The organism is Vibrio profundi, assembly GCF_043642225.1.
GTDB classification, from domain to species: domain Bacteria; phylum Pseudomonadota; class Gammaproteobacteria; order Enterobacterales; family Vibrionaceae; genus Vibrio; species Vibrio profundi_A.
Window position 1 is genome coordinate 43,207 of the sequence record NZ_JBHZSF010000009.1, and the last position, 14,710, is coordinate 57,916.

At 43.4% G+C, this 14,710-nt stretch carries 12 protein-coding genes; 8 read left to right on the forward strand and 4 right to left on the reverse strand.

Annotated elements, in window-relative coordinates; genetic code table 11:
• The first annotated feature begins 42 nt into the window (after positions 1 to 42).
• Both ACHUFI_RS14375 and ACHUFI_RS14380 read left to right on the forward strand, forming a co-directional pair.
• Positions 43 to 3,867 (forward strand): ATP-binding protein, encoded by a 3,825-nt coding sequence (locus tag ACHUFI_RS14375; protein ID WP_394250270.1) that lies wholly within the window; start codon positions 43 to 45, stop codon positions 3,865 to 3,867.
• Positions 3,864 to 5,255 (forward strand): PAS domain-containing protein, encoded by a 1,392-nt coding sequence (locus ACHUFI_RS14380; protein WP_394250272.1) that lies wholly within the window; start codon positions 3,864 to 3,866, stop codon positions 5,253 to 5,255. The genes ACHUFI_RS14375 and ACHUFI_RS14380 overlap by 4 nt, the downstream gene beginning before the upstream one ends.
• Positions 5,256 to 5,313: 58 nt before the next feature.
• Here the strand turns inward: ACHUFI_RS14380 and ACHUFI_RS14385 are convergent, their stop codons facing one another.
• Together ACHUFI_RS14385 and trxC are read right to left on the reverse strand one after the other, a co-directional pair.
• On the reverse strand, positions 5,314 to 6,465 hold the full coding sequence (locus ACHUFI_RS14385) for an MFS transporter (RefSeq protein ID WP_394250274.1): 1,152 nt from the start codon (positions 6,463 to 6,465) through the stop codon (positions 5,314 to 5,316).
• 160 nt (positions 6,466 to 6,625) lie between these two features.
• Positions 6,626 to 7,060, reverse strand: coding sequence for a thioredoxin TrxC (gene trxC / locus ACHUFI_RS14390; RefSeq protein WP_394250275.1), 435 nt, complete (start codon positions 7,058 to 7,060; stop codon positions 6,626 to 6,628).
• A 124-nt stretch (positions 7,061 to 7,184) separates the two neighbouring features.
• Between trxC and ACHUFI_RS14395 the strand changes: the two genes are divergently transcribed.
• The 3 genes from ACHUFI_RS14395 (at position 7,185) to ACHUFI_RS14405 (ending at position 10,457) form a co-directional block, all read left to right on the forward strand.
• Entirely contained in the window at positions 7,185 to 8,276 is a 1,092-nt protein-coding gene (locus tag ACHUFI_RS14395; protein WP_394250277.1) for a ketoacyl-ACP synthase III, read from the forward strand.
• 48 nt (positions 8,277 to 8,324) lie between these two features.
• Complete coding sequence (locus ACHUFI_RS14400) at positions 8,325 to 9,125, forward strand: DsbC family protein (protein ID WP_394250279.1); 801 nt, start codon at positions 8,325 to 8,327, stop codon at positions 9,123 to 9,125.
• A 99-nt stretch (positions 9,126 to 9,224) separates the two neighbouring features.
• On the forward strand, positions 9,225 to 10,457 hold the full coding sequence (locus tag ACHUFI_RS14405) for a glycosyltransferase family 4 protein (RefSeq protein WP_394250506.1): 1,233 nt from the start codon (positions 9,225 to 9,227) through the stop codon (positions 10,455 to 10,457).
• A gap of 51 nt (positions 10,458 to 10,508) precedes the next feature.
• Here the strand turns inward: ACHUFI_RS14405 and ACHUFI_RS14410 are convergent, their stop codons facing one another.
• Positions 10,509 to 12,161 (reverse strand): FAD-dependent oxidoreductase, encoded by a 1,653-nt coding sequence (locus ACHUFI_RS14410; protein ID WP_394250281.1) that lies wholly within the window; start codon positions 12,159 to 12,161, stop codon positions 10,509 to 10,511.
• A 193-nt stretch (positions 12,162 to 12,354) separates the two neighbouring features.
• On the opposite strand from ACHUFI_RS14410, the gene ACHUFI_RS14415 reads away from it, so the two are divergent.
• The 3 genes from ACHUFI_RS14415 to ACHUFI_RS14425 are packed head-to-tail and all read left to right on the forward strand — an operon-like array spanning position 12,355 to position 13,567.
• A complete protein-coding gene (locus ACHUFI_RS14415) occupies positions 12,355 to 12,666 on the forward strand; it encodes an ArsR/SmtB family transcription factor (protein ID WP_394250283.1) in 312 nt (103 codons plus the stop codon).
• Positions 12,667 to 12,682: 16 nt separating this feature from the next.
• On the forward strand, positions 12,683 to 13,105 hold the full coding sequence (locus ACHUFI_RS14420; protein ID WP_394250285.1) for a YeeE/YedE family protein: 423 nt from the start codon (positions 12,683 to 12,685) through the stop codon (positions 13,103 to 13,105).
• Entirely contained in the window at positions 13,106 to 13,567 is a 462-nt protein-coding gene (locus tag ACHUFI_RS14425; protein WP_394250287.1) for a DUF6691 family protein, read from the forward strand.
• Positions 13,568 to 13,651: 84 nt separating this feature from the next.
• Here the strand turns inward: ACHUFI_RS14425 and ACHUFI_RS14430 are convergent, their stop codons facing one another.
• A complete protein-coding gene (locus tag ACHUFI_RS14430; protein WP_394250289.1) occupies positions 13,652 to 14,548 on the reverse strand; it encodes an endonuclease/exonuclease/phosphatase family protein in 897 nt (298 codons plus the stop codon).
• Positions 14,549 to 14,710 lie beyond the last annotated feature (162 nt).

A 14,710-nucleotide genomic window follows, 5' to 3' on the forward strand; every position in this document is an offset into this window, starting at 1 on the left:
CTCAAATTCATAAAGCAAATATTTCTCTCATTATGTTGCCTAGTGGCGTTCTCCGCTCACGCATCGGTACTAACTGAAGACTTCACTGTGGATGAAGAGCGTTCACCTAGCGATAAGCCAAGCCATACTAATTCCATACAAACATTAATTGTCGGGATACCTATGTCAGAGCCTGATAGGGCCTACCATGATGCTCCTTCCGATGTGGCCACGATCAGACGTTACCTGGTTGAATACTGGAAGTTCTGGGGAGAAAAGTATGGTTACCAGGTCGAGTTCAAATTTGGTGAATATGACGCTTTGTATGAATTATTGGGGTTAGAGCAGCTCGACATACTAGCGATCACGACACACAATCCAAAATTGACGTCATGGGTGCGCTACAGCCTGCCATATATCGAAGCAAAGAGTGTGCTTGTGAAAAGGATTGGTGACTCAATTGAAGGAGGAGGTGTCGGTTTGCACATGCCAAAAACACTGTTGCCTGCCGATTTCAATCCGAAGAACCTTGTCACTGTTCACAGTACTCAATCCAACAAACTGCTCAATCAAATTGACCAGTTGAATTATGTCTATTCTTGGTCACCAAAAAACTTTCTAGTTGAGCTCGATCAAGCGGGAGTGGCAGACGAGTTTTATGTCCAGAAAACGGCCATCAAAGGTTTACCGATCAGGGCGCTGACCAAACGCGAAGATGCGGAGCTAATGATTAAAGTTAACTCAGGTATTCGCTCTATTTCTTCAAAACAATCTGAAGAGTTGTGGTTAAGCGTTGGGGGAAGGCGAGACAATAGCTTTCGACCACTTTCAGGCACGTATTTACCAAACATTAATATCCACCAAGAACGTCTGCTAGCAGAAAAGCCAGTTAAGAGTTACGCCTATATTGTTGATGGTGAAGAACCGTATTTCATTACTGAAGGCTTCTTCATGGAAGGCTATATCGTGGATGTTATGCGTAACTTAAGTCAGAAGCTCGGAGTGACGTTCGAAGCCAAGCCTTATTCTTCTTTTCAAGATGCCTTAGACGCCGTGAAAAACCAAGAAGTAGATATCTTCCCTGGCATTTATAAAACAGATCAACGTTTAAGCAGCCTGAGTTTTACGTCTGATATCGATAGAACGGTATTAGCGATAGCAAGTGAAGAAAACTATTACGCTATTTCTCAACTTAAAGGAAAGCGACTCGCGTTGGTTAGAGGGCTTTACGAAAACGAGTTGCTGTCTGAGTTACTGCCAATCAACCCTATTATTTACTTAGATACTGCAGAAGAAGCCATGCGTGCGGTAGCCGAAGGGCGTGCAGATGCGTATGTCGGCAAGCTACTCAATAGTGCCTACATGCTTAACAAGCACAAGCTGTACACGCTTAATCTACACAAAGCGGAAGATCTCGATAATGAGTATTGGCCGAGAATTGCATTACCAAAGTCGGAAAGTAAATGGGTGAGTTTGCTGAACCTAGGGCTTTACAACTTAGGTGAAAGCTTTCAGCAAGATCTACAAGTTAAATGGAAAGAACACTTAGTATTTAGCCAAGAAACAGAACGTGTTAGAGAGCTATATAAAAAGATTATGCTTGCTAGCGGGTTATTGATCATGTTCTTACTGTTTTGCTTTGTGTTTTATCGTTATCAGCTTGCAAACCGAAAAGAGGTCCAAGCTACCTTAGAGAAAGCACTTCACGAAGCCGAAACAGCGAAAAAAGAAGCGGAAGAGATGACGCTTGCCAAATCAGACTTTCTTGCTCGAATGAGTCATGAAATACGAACGCCAATGAATGGTGTATTGGGAATGGCAGAAGCACTTTCGTTTACACAGCTGAGTAATGAACAAGAAGATCTGCTACACACTCTTAATGGATCAGCCAGAAACTTGATGGCGCTACTTAATGACGTGCTCGACTTTTCAAAGATGGATGCCGGCAAACTCACACTTGAACAAGTGCATTGCGACTTAGAGTCGTTAATGTCGAGTGTAGTCGGTAACTTTAAGCACAAAGCGAATGCTAAAGAAGTTGGTTTCGATAGCCGCATCGACCGCAGCTTAAACAAGGCTTACCTTTGTGATTCAACACGCTTGATGCAGGTACTGAATAACTTGGTATCTAACTCCGTTAAGTTTACAAACGATGGGTTTGTAGAGCTAAGCGCGCAGTTAATCGCCTCAGACTACAAGCGTAATGCTGATGGGCAATATTACGACTTAATTGGATTCCAAGTGCGTGATAGCGGCATTGGTATCGCAAAAGATAAGTTAGAGACCTTGTTCGACCCGTTTGTTCAAGCCGATGGTGATATTACTCGTCGCTTTGGAGGAACGGGGCTAGGTTTGAGTATCTGTAGCGAAATTGTCGCAGAGATGGGGGGAGAAATACGAGTTTCTTCCGTTATCGGACATGGCAGCTTATTTAGTATCACCTTACCGCTGCTGGTGGATAAAGCGGAGAAAGTGATCAAGCACGATGACGCTTTAGGGTCGATGCCGACAGTTAACCAGTTAGGTAAGTTAAAAGTATTGTTCGCCGAAGACAATGCAGTGAACCGTAAAGTGATTGGCGGTCAGTTGAAACGTTTAGGGGTGAATTTTGATATTGCCGAGAATGGACGTATTGCTTACGACAAGTATTCGGAGAACCCGACTTACGATGTGATTTTGTCGGATTGCCACATGCCAGAAATGGATGGTTTTACTTTGGCCAAAACCATATCCGCTGAATTTGCAGACAACAAGCCTGCGATGATTGCTATCACGGCTGATGCGTTAAGTGGGGCTGCTAAACGCTGCCTGTCTGCAGGCTTTGATGACTATATTTCCAAGCCGTGCCCACTTGACGTATTGGAAAACAAACTTTTGCAGGCGGCGAATGTCACCATGGTAGAAGAATCAGACTTTGAACAAGAGAATGAGCTGCTTAACTGGTTAGACGAGAATTCACTTTCTGAAGACGTTAATGAGAAAGAACCGGGTTTGGAAAGTTGGTTGGAACGCTCCGATTTACGAAGTGAACCTGATGCTGAGCTAGACGAGCTTCTACAAGATGAAAAGACGTTTGAAGTGGAAATACCACCGAATGACGATGGGCTTGATTGGAAGGAAATCCACCAGAACATCGCCGATATCGAGCTCGATGATAAGCAATTCTCTCTCTCTCAAAAATACAGCGAAAATGACAACGGTAAATTCGAACCTTATGAAACCTTGGGGGCCGAAATTGCGCAAACCGCGTCATCAAACGTAACGAGTGATTCCTCAAAAGAAGATGAACAAAACCAAGCGTACTTGGATGAAGTCGCGTTATTTGAAAGTGAATTAGCACAATTTGAATTGTCGGTTGCTCAGGACGCAGAAGATGGTGAGTTGAGCGACGATTTCTTTTCTGAACTCGAACATGGCGGGCTTGCAGGCAGTCATGGCGAACATAATGAATTCGATTTAGATCCGATCACAGGCATTGAAAGTATTAATGTCGCGAATAGCGAGGAAGTAGCCAACTCAAACTTTAGTTTGCCTGATACTGAAAGTTTTGAGCCTTCGCACGTTCTGGCAATGAGTGGAGATGACCAAGACATAGCATTAGATATTCTGGAAACGTTTCTGAATAACTATCTCAACGATATTGATGAGTTGTTATCCGTTGGTGCGTCCCAGGATGCGAGCGCGATAAGGGATACCGCCCATCGTATTAAAGGCAGCGCTTTGTACTTGGGTAATGAGCCGATAGCGACGGTCGCGAAAGCGTTAGAAGCGGAGGCGGCGAGTGCGCGTTTGATCAACAGTGAAAGTCGAATCGAATTCATTGCTCGTGCTCTATCGATTTTAGGTGAAGAGATCGCTCAATATTGCGAAGAGTTAAAAGTCGCATGAAACAAGTAAGATCGATAGCCCAATCTTTAAACCTAACAATATTGAAGAATTGTATTCTCTCGTTGGCGATTTGCGTGTGCTCGATAATCGTCGCGGTTGGTATTGAGCGTGACTATTGGCGCTCAAACCAAATGGAAGACTACAAAAAGTTGGCTGTGTTACAAATGACTAACCAATTTGATTTGCTTACACAACAGAGCAGAATTCTGGCTCGAAATGCAGTTACTGCACAAAACCTTGTCACTGACAACGTAGGTCCTAATGATTGGAGTAGTATTCCAATGACAGAAGATGGCGCTGATATTGTTGTCGTGCAAAATATGGTTGGCAAGCTAGTCTCTTCAATTGGACGGACGAGCAACCAATACTTGAGAGACCTTAAAGCGCTGCATGAACCTTTTGACCATAAACCATTCCCACTAACGGAAAGGCGTGGCACTAATTTTATTGAAGGGCGCATTTTTATGTTCAGTAGCACGCTGATCATGAATCATGCAAAACCCATTGGATTATTAACCTCATTGAAAGAGGTCGACTCTGAAATCATGATGTCGATTAGTCAAAAGCTAGGTAAGGACTTTAACTTTCATTATACCTCTGCCGGATTACGTTTGACGCAGGTTAGTTACGATCAAGGCTTTAACGTTTCTTTACACCAAGTGGTAGAAAAGCGAAATGGCTATGAAGCGGAATATCAGGTGACAATGACCGATGGCCGAGTTCAGCCAGCTAACTTTCTCATTCGTTTTCATGATCATAGTTATCGTTACTTCAATCCTATTGTATTGACCGCCATATCAGCGCTACTTGTGATTCTGCTTACGGTTTTGTTGTGGGCGTCATTTGCTCGAAGAGTAATAAAACCGATGAATACGCTTACCGGTTTGATGTCCCAAGAATCAAAACTCGCGAATCGTTCTGATTCTTTGGATTTAAATGAATTACTGCCTCAAGAGCTGGCACTTGTGTATGAAAAGTTTAAGAAAGTCTATATCTCAATGTCTCAGCAAAACCAATTCAGTCAAGTGCTGGTGGATGCTATCGGAGACATCATTATCACGGTCAATACTCGGGGAACGATTTGTTACGCAAACCCAGCGGCTAGGCAATGGTTTGGTGTGTGTGAAACACTTATAATTGGGCAGCCATTAGAGCTATTTACATCGAACCTCTCATCAGAAACTTCTGATGTCACGACTTGGCTCTATAAGAGCAATGAGTTGAAAGAAAGGGTGAGTGGAGAATGTAAGTTAGTGAACTTAATCTGTAAGGAGTTCGTTTACCCAGCTGACGTGATTGTTCAGCCAATCGAAGTAACTAAAGATGATCAAGACGTATCTTCGAGTGTGGTGGTTATCCGTTTAAAAGGAAGAATCTCGGTAAAATAGTATCTTAATTCGATGAGTTAGTGATTAAGAAGGAGAGCCTTAGCTCTCCTCCTTCTTATTATTCTCCAGCAACTTGTAGGCTAGAGCGCTTCAAGCTCGCTATCAACATATAGATGGTGGTTGCTAGCAAGAAAGCGAACAAGTAATTTAATAATCCTGCGCTGCTATTCATGAATGTGCTTGCGATGAGTGGCCCTGCGACTGAGCCAATGCTGTAACAGAACAACATGACTTGTGTGACAGAGACTAGGTATTGCAAGTCAATCTTATTGCACCCCAAGTTTATCGCAATTGGATAAAGAGCAAATGTTGCCATGCCGAGTAAGAACAAACTTACCGCTAAAACATGAAACTCGCCAACTAACGCGATTAAACCAATGGCGGCTACACCTAGCAAACAAAATAGTGCCATCAACAACGTGTGCCCAATGTACTTAGATAACCAAGGTACGATTGGCTGTACGACCATTCCGCCTAAAACGATCAACGCCATTAAGCCACCGATAGAATCTTGCATGACTTGTCTGTTACTCAACTCGATCGGCATTAACCCGTAAATAGCCCCTAAGGTTAGCCCTGACACGATGCAGCCAATTAGCGCACTGTGGTTCAACTTCATAACTTGCTTAAAGGATAAAGAAGCCGAATGGCTAAGTTCTGGCGATGTTGCGTTGCCAAAGAGCAAAACAATCACTGCGCCAAATAACAAAGTAAACATCGCAATGAAAGGAACGCCACCCTCAATACCTAAATAGCCAATGCCTAATTGACCAAAAGCGGTGCCGCCATAAAGTGCACACATGTAAATGCCAAGTCGCTTAGCACGCTGCGATTCATCACCAACCAGTAACCATGATTCTACAATCACAAAAATCCCCGCAACCGAAATCCCTGCGACTAGCCGTGCTAGAAGCCAAATTTCGTCAATTGGCAGTGCTGGTAATACTAAGATTGAAGCGATAAAAACGCTCAGGCAAATAACAAACGCTTGCTTATGACCGAAATGTCCAACAAAGCGCTCAATTGCAATAGTGCCCAAAAGTAAACCGGCATAAAACGCACTGGCTAACCAACTCGCTAGCTCACTATTCAGTCCATACGCTGGAAGCATGAGCGGGATTGAGCTCATGAGGTAGCCTGAGGCAATGGCATATAGGGATAGCGCAATAACTGGTACAGTTATACGAGTTGTTGGTCGTGTGTTTTCCAATGTCGTGGGCTCTAAAAACTAATGTGGAATTAAGTAATTGGCGCGACTATGGATGAAATCGAGGAGAGGGTAAATCGAATAATTTTGCTCGTGACGATAACGATTTTTTATCGCCACGATTCAGTTTTGGTTCCCCTTTTTCTAGGGGAACAATTAAGCCTTATTTGGCAATTGCTTGATTGAGCCATTGGTCAAACTGAGACTTAGGAAGGGCGCCGTTTATCATGTCGACGCGTTTACCTTGTTTGAAAACCATCACCGTTGGAATGCTACGAATCTGGTATTGTGCAGCAAGCTGTTGTTGGGCTTCAGTATCAATTTTTACAAAGCGAACATCTCCTGAACGCTCTTTGGCCACATCACTGAACACTGGTGCAAACCCAACACATGGATTACACCATGTCGCCCAAAAATCGACGACGACAGGCTGATCGCTATTTAGCAGCGCTTGAAAGTTCAGGTCTGTCCCTTCAACTGGAGAGCCGTCAAGTAGTGGGGCTTTGCACTTACCACAGGTTGGGCTTTCTGAGATTCGCTCTGAAGGAACACGGTTTACACCATTACATGATGAACAGCGGGTATTAAATGTAGACATAACTTTCTCTTTTTATTTTGCTTCAGCATGCCTTCGCGATTTACGAGAGTACTGCTGAACGCTTATACTAATTGAACTGTGCCTTAAGATACGCAAATAAAAACAAACAATAAATAGGTTAATAATGACAAATTTTTATGCCGAGATTACTGGCTGGGGAAAATGCCTACCACCAGCAACGCTTTCCAACGATGATTTAAGTACTTTTCTAGAAACTTCAGATGAATGGATCAAAAGCCGCACCGGCATTGAGAACCGCCGTATCAGCCATGTAAATACATCTGATCTAGCGACGGTTGCGGCAAAACGCGCAATGGCATGTGCAGGAGTAACAGCTGAAGATATTGATTTGATCATCATCGCAAGTTGTTCGGCTGATTCATTGCTACCTAATATTGCTTCAAAAGTACAACGAGAACTTGGCGTGAAAGGCGCTGCTGCCTTTGATTTAAATGCGGCGTGCACGGGTTTTGTATATGGTTTAGAAACTGCGACGCGTTTAATTCAAGCTGGTAACTATCGTAATGCGATTGTTGTTGGTGCAGAGCGTTTGTCTTTCTACATCGATTGGACCAAGCGTGATACCGCAGTTTTATTCGGTGATGGTGCCGGTGCGGTAGTGGTTAGCCGTACTGAAGACCAAGTTGGATTGCAACAGGCTCAAATCGGCTGCGATGCAGAAGGTCGAGATATTCTGGCAATTCCTAAATTCGGAACGTCAATGGAGCGTTTCGCTGCGGATAATGGTCACTGGGATTTCAACTTTGTTGGTAAAGAGATCTTTAAACGTGCAGTGAAAGGCATGGGGGCAGCGGCTCATTCCGTGTTAAGCCGATCGGCATTATCAACGGATGATGTTGATGTTGTGATTCCTCACCAAGCAAATATTCGAATCATCCAAACGTTATGTGACATGGCAGGAATTGAGCGAGAGAAAGCGTTTGTCAACATTCAGCAATATGGTAATACGTCTGCGGCTACTGTCCCAATCGCACTTTGTGAAGCCGTTGAGCAAGGTTTTATTAAACCTAATGCCAACATTCTTACCGCTGCGTTTGGCGCAGGCCTAACGTGGGGAGCAGGGCACATTAAATGGGGTGACCGCGTAACACCTTTGGGTGAGTCTGATGTAGAACTACCACCGACAGATAAGACTGCATTGGAGCTTTTAGCTAACGCGATTGAGCACTGTAAGAATAGCCCTAATAACCAGTAAAAGAATAAAAAAAGTAGCGGTTAACCTCGCTACTTTTTGGAGTGTCTAATGAAGAAGTTTGTAATATCAATGTTGGCAGGCTTAAGCCTAACGGCCAATGCAGCCGTTGAGTTAAAAGCGCCAGAGCAGTCTGAATTAAAACAAATCACAGCATCGCTTAAGAAACAAATGACAGAGGCGTTTAATTTGCCTTCTGTTGGAATCTCAATTAACGGTTTGGTTCAGCTTAGCGACTCTGATAACTACATGTTCAAATTAAGTGATGGTAACGGGAGTTACACCATGACTTACATGAAAGATATCGAGTCACTACTAATTCACCAAAACGGTAGCATTCTAGACTTAAAATCAGGTTCTTATATTACTCAAGATTTTGATGCTTTGTTCGCCGCTCCGTTGCTAGCATCGATTGATGAAAAAGATGTCATTGCCTACGACGCGAAAGATGCGAAGAACGCAGATACCGTGATTGTTTTTTCCGATCCAACTTGTGGTTACTGCCGAAAGTTACATGGTGAAATGGATCAATACCAAGAACAAATGATAAATATCCATTATTTGCCATTCCCACGTTCAGGAACTCAAGGTCCGGGCTATGAAATGTTGGTTAACACCTATTGTGCTGAAGACAGAAAGGCCGCACTGCACCAGACAAAAGTATCGAACTCAAAGCCTGAAAGAAAGGCGGGACTGAGCGCTGATGAGTTACAAGCGTGTGAAGCAACGGTTGCCAAATATTACGAGCTTGGCAAAACGTTGGGCGTGACGGGCACTCCGGCAATCTTTACAATGGACGGCCATCAAGTTGGCGGTTATGTTCCAGCAGCTCAACTGAAACAACGTCTGTAAGTGATACATTGATTGTTCTAATCTGAACAGCAATCGAAAGAATGAAAGGGGACTGGGATGACTCAGTCCCTTTCTTTTTGGAATAACGGAAAAGAATTAGTGAAAAAAATACTCGCAATTGGTTACGTTTGGCCGGAACCGAATTCATCTGCTGCTGGCAGCCATATGATGTCGATTCTACGTTTATTCAAAAGTCAGGGCTGGCAAGTAGAGTTTGCGACGCCAGCGCAAGAAACTGAACATATGGTGGATTTGGCAAGCGAAGGCATTACAAACCAAAGCATTCAACTTAACTGTGATAGCTTTGATGAATACGTGACTGAGCTTCAGCCCGATATGGTGATGTTTGACCGATTTATGATGGAAGAACAATTTGGCTGGCGAGTCGAGAAGTGTTGTCCTACTGCGGTTAAGATTCTAGACACTGAAGATTTACAGTGCTTGCGTAACGCTAGGCATCAAGCAGTTAAAGCGGATCGTGAAATGACCAAAGCCGATCTGTTTGGTGACCTTGCTAAGCGCGAAATAGCGGCAATATTACGTTGTGATCTTTCGTTAATAATCTCTAGCTATGAAATGGAATTGTTGGTTCAGGAGTTTAACGTTGACTCTTCTTTGATTCACCATCTTCCATTCATGGTCGACCTAAATGCTGTGCCTCAAACCTCGTTAGGCTTTAATGAACGCTCGCACTTTATGACGATTGGAAACTTCAGACATGCGCCAAATTGGGATGCGGTACTACAACTTCAGACGATATGGCCAAAAATTCGCAAACAGTTGCCGGAAGCAGAGCTTCATATCTATGGCTCTTATCCACCACCCAAAGCAACGGCGATTCACAACCCTAAAATTGGTTTTCATATTAAGGGGTGGGCAAAAGATGCTCAAGAAGTGGTTGAGCAAGCAAGAATATGCCTTGCACCTTTAAGGTTTGGCGCGGGGATCAAAGGTAAACTTTTGGATGCAATGAAAGTCCAGACGCCAAGCGTTACTACCGCTATTGGCAGTGAAGGAATGCTACCGCAAAACGCTGATGAATGGCCGGGTGCAACGGTTGAATCGGTCGATCAGTTTGTCCAAGAAGCTGTCGATCTTTATTCTAATGAAGAACGCTGGTTACAAGCTCAAGAGCGCTGCCATCAATTATTGACTAAAAGCTATGACGCACAGCCTCTTGGCAAGTCATTAGTGGGACGTTTGCTTCAGATAGAATCAAACCTTACTGCGCACCGGTTAGATAACTTCACTGGGTCAATGTTGAAGCACCACACTATGACAAGTACGAAATATATGTCTCAATGGATTGCTGAAAAGAATAAGCACCAATAAATGGAAAGCACCCAAGTTAGGGTGCTTTTTTATTGAAATGCGCGGCTGTAGCTAGGCCTTAGCAAACTTATAGGTTCGATATCCGCCTATAAGGTTCCGCGCTTTGTAGCCATTGTTAACTAGTTGACGGTATGCAACGTTACCTCGCAAGCCCACTTGGCAGTAGATAATGATCTCTTTATCTTTCGGAAGTTCGTCCATTCTTTGTCTTAGCTGATCCACCGGGATATTAATCGCGCCTTCGAGGTAACCTACATTTTTCAGTTCGCTTCGGTTTCTAACATCTAAAAGAACTTGATTGTCATTGAGTTGTTCAATTTCATCGAAATGAATTGGAGTCGCATCGCCGTTAATGATGTTACTGGCTACGAAGGCTGCCTGGTTAATGACGTCTTTTGCACTGCCAAATGGAGGGGCGTAAGTCAGCTCTAAATGTTGAAGTTGTTCGACTGTCATACCTGCTCGCTGCGCCACTGACATCACGTCAATACGTTTGTCTATGCCGTCTTTACCTACCGCTTGAGCACCAAGGATCTTTCCCGAGTTCGGATCAAATAGCATTTTGAACGATACGGTTTCCGCACCAGGATAATAGCTGGCATGGCTTGCGGTGTGTACATAGACCTTTTCGTAGCTAACGCCATTCTGTTTCAATTGTTTTTCATTTTGTCCTGTTGATGCCACAGCAAGGTCGAAAACTTTACAAATTGCGGTGCCTTGTGTTCCCTGATAATGCTCAGTACGTCCTAACATGTTATCAGCAGCCATGCGGCCTTGACGGTTAGCTGGGCCTGCAAGCGGTACTAATGTTGACGACTGAGTCACGAAATCTTGTTCTTCGATTGCATCACCAACCGCATAGATAGATGGGTCGCTAGTTTGCAGTGTGCTATTGGTGTAGATCCCGCCAAGTTCACCTATCTGGAGGACGGCTTCGCGTGCTAAATGAACTTCAGGGCGCACGCCGATCGCCATGATCAACACCCCAGTTTCCAGCTCTTTTCCATTGTTGAGAGTGAGCGTAAGAGACGAACTTTCCAAATTATGTTGTACTGCCTCTAAAGCTTTCCCCAGTCTTAAATCTATCCCTTTGTTTCTGATTTCATCATGAACAAAGCCCGCCATTTCGCGGTCAACAGGGGCCATGACCTGCTCAGACATTTCGATAAGTGATGTTTCAATACCAAGTTGATGAAATGCTTCAACCATTTCTAAGCCGATAAAGCCGCCACCAACAACCGTCGCGTGTTTTGGTTTATTTTGCTTAAGGGTGTGCAGAATTCTATCCATGTCAGGGATGTTTCTGAGCGAATGAGTGAGTGGGTTATTGATACCACTGATCGACGGAACGACAGGCGATGCGCCAGGACTGAGTAATAAGAAATCATAGCTTTCTTCATACTCAGTTTGATCAATCAGGTTTCTGACCGTCACTGTTTTTTGATGACGATTAATACTGATGACTTCATTCATTACGCGTACATCAACATTGAACCGAGCTAAAAAGCTTTCTGGTGTTTGGAGTAGAAGTTTACTGCGATCTACAATATCACCACCAATATGGTAGGGAAGACCACAATTTGCGAATGATACAAACTCACCGCGCTCAAACATGATGATTTCGGCTTCTTCACTCAACCTACGAGCTCTCGCTGCTGCTGAAGCGCCACCGGCGACACCACCAATAATTACTATCTTAGTCATCTCTAATCCTCAAGCCGCTACTGTAAAAGAGGCTCTGTCTGTTCATTCACTCGAAAAGTAACGTTACCATAATCCCTTTAATTAGAGTTGTCTAATGTTAATTGATCTAATTGTGATTTCTCTAATTTAGGGTTGACTAATTTAAAATCTATTAGTAAGTTCTAATTAAGTAAGAGTTAATGGTAAGGATGTTATGCAAACTGAAATGTTAGATAGCGAAAAAATGCATGGTGTTGTTCATGAAGCGACAGATTTACTGAAGATCATGGCGCATGCAGAAAGACTACTGGTGCTGTGCCAATTAACAGAGCGCGAGATCGGAGTCGGTGAGTTGCAGCGTAATTCGGCTTTAACGCAGTCGGCTTTTTCACAGCACCTCACAGTGTTAAGAAAGCATGGATTAATCAAAGCACGAAAGGAATCTCAACAAGTGTTCTATTCGTTATCCGATCCAAAAGCAGCAAAACTGATCAGTTGTCTACACAGCATTTATTGCGCAGAGTAAATTTAGAGGTGAAGTGATGGAGTTTTCGATTCCTTGGACATCATTATTTGGTGGAGTGTTATTGGGTATTTCTGCGTCGATATTGATGCTGATGAGTGGCAAAGTGGCTGGAATAAGTGGTATTGCGTCTGGGTTATTATCCGCCCCCTCAAAGCGTAATTTGTGGCGATTAATGTTTGTTATTGGCATGCTGTTTAGTGCTTACTTGGTTTCTCCTTTTGGATTCTCAACCCCTAATCTAGCTGGGTCAAATATTGGAGTGCTTGCATTTGCGGGGCTACTGGTTGGGTTTGGAACCAGATTAGCGAATGGATGCACCAGTGGGCACGGTATCGTTGGGATGGGCAGGCTGTCTAAACGCTCAATCTTTGCAACACTAGTGTTCATGGGAACAGCGATGTTAACAGTGTTCGTAAAACAATCGTGGGGAGTATTGTAAATGAATAGATGGATAATTGAATCAGCTGTGAGTTTAGTAGCTGGAATACTATTTGGCGCAGGTATGATTATCTCTGGCATGGTCGACCCAACTAAAGTGATCGGTTTTCTAGATATTACTGGAGATTGGGATCCTAGTTTAGCATTTGTGATGGGCGGAGCTTTGATGGTGTTCGCGCCATTTTACCAGTTATTCATAAAAGGCCGTAAACAGGCGGTAAATGGCGACCCTATTGATCTGGTTACGAATACTAAAGTGGACAGTAAGCTAGTTGTCGGCTCTTCCGTTTTCGGAATTGGTTGGGGAATTGCTGGGATTTGCCCTGGTCCTGCGATTACAAGCTTGAGTAGTGGAAGCATGGAGATTGTCGTGTTCATCATGATGATGCTTGTCGGAATGACAATAGCCAAGCACGTATCGATACCGTTTCAGAGGGGTCAATCTTCCGTGAGTAGAGTATAACGTTAGATAAACCGATTACTTAAACCCAACAGAACCGCACCAATTTAGTTTAAAGATGAGCATAAACTAAATTGGTGCGTTTATTTATTTCAAAGAAACGCTTGCAGAGACAGCACAATGATCACTGAGTCGATGGCTAAGAACGGCTTTTTCGTCAAATAGATGTTGGGTGGAATGGGTACTGGCGATTTGTTGACTGGTAACAATATGGTCAATGACCGATGGATACGTACGTGTTTTCCCTTTATTACGTTTGGATTTGACGCGGCATTTAGGTTGGACGTAACGAGTAGATAGGTTTGCATGTGTGGAAGCGGAAAGTTGCTCCCACATCCAGTCACCTTTGTAGGAGAGGTTGTGATTAAAATCTCCCATAATGAGATAGGTGTGGCCTTGAGATTCTCGTTGTTTTATCCATTGGTTCAGGTACTTGGTTTGAGATTTAAGCGTTTTACAATGGCGATTATTTCTAAAGGCACTGTTGCAGCGTGCTTTCAAATGTACTGACAACATGTGTATTGGTTGCTGAGCACTAGGGTTTAAAATGACATAACTAGCAAACCTGAGCTTGCTAGAGTTTCCTGTATCTAGCCTTAAATCGGGTACGCTTTTAAATTCGATGTTGTTTCTTATCGCAAACCCAGTGTATTGATTGATATCACTGAATTGATGCTTGCTGTTATATGGAAGAGCCCGATCAGACATGACGATTCGATAATCGGCGCCTGTGACCTTTGTGATTGCTGCTTCGCTATCTACTTCTTGAAAAGCTAGAATATCAGGGGAGAGTTGATTAAAGTAATTACCAAGATGTTTGAAATCGGACCTGTCTCTTTTACTTTCATCCACATTGGAAACCGGAGTAGTAGTTAACCATTCGATATTCCACGTCGAAATATTGAGCGACTGAGCCAAAGTTGGTTGGCTTATTGCCATGACGAATATTGCAGTGGATAATTGAGTGAACGGGGTCCATTTCATTAATATTTCTCAGCTAGTTTTGTGCAAGCCTTTATCCTACCAGTAGTTGAAAAATTTCAAGCGAAATAAACGCAATAAATGCAATTTTCATTGTTTCTTTTTCTAATGGGAGCTTGAGCAATAAGATCGATTTGATCTTGCTCTACAGCCTATTTTAGTTGA

Bases quoted from the DNA above. Each gene is read 5' to 3' on its own strand.
- ACHUFI_RS14380 (WP_394250272.1), top strand. From the start codon at position 3,864: ATGAAACAAGTAAGATCGATAGCCCAATCTTTAAACCTAACAATATTG.
- trxC (WP_394250275.1), bottom strand. From the start codon at position 7,060: ATGTCTACATTTAATACCCGCTGTTCATCATGTAATGGTGTAAACCGT.
- ACHUFI_RS14395 (WP_394250277.1), top strand. From the start codon at position 7,185: ATGACAAATTTTTATGCCGAGATTACTGGCTGGGGAAAATGCCTACCA.
- ACHUFI_RS14400 (WP_394250279.1), top strand. From the start codon at position 8,325: ATGAAGAAGTTTGTAATATCAATGTTGGCAGGCTTAAGCCTAACGGCC.
- ACHUFI_RS14410 (WP_394250281.1), bottom strand. From the start codon at position 12,161: ATGACTAAGATAGTAATTATTGGTGGTGTCGCCGGTGGCGCTTCAGCA.
- ACHUFI_RS14415 (WP_394250283.1), top strand. From the start codon at position 12,355: ATGCAAACTGAAATGTTAGATAGCGAAAAAATGCATGGTGTTGTTCAT.
- ACHUFI_RS14420 (WP_394250285.1), top strand. From the start codon at position 12,683: ATGGAGTTTTCGATTCCTTGGACATCATTATTTGGTGGAGTGTTATTG.
- ACHUFI_RS14425 (WP_394250287.1), top strand. From the start codon at position 13,106: ATGAATAGATGGATAATTGAATCAGCTGTGAGTTTAGTAGCTGGAATA.
- ACHUFI_RS14430 (WP_394250289.1), bottom strand. From the start codon at position 14,548: ATGAAATGGACCCCGTTCACTCAATTATCCACTGCAATATTCGTCATG.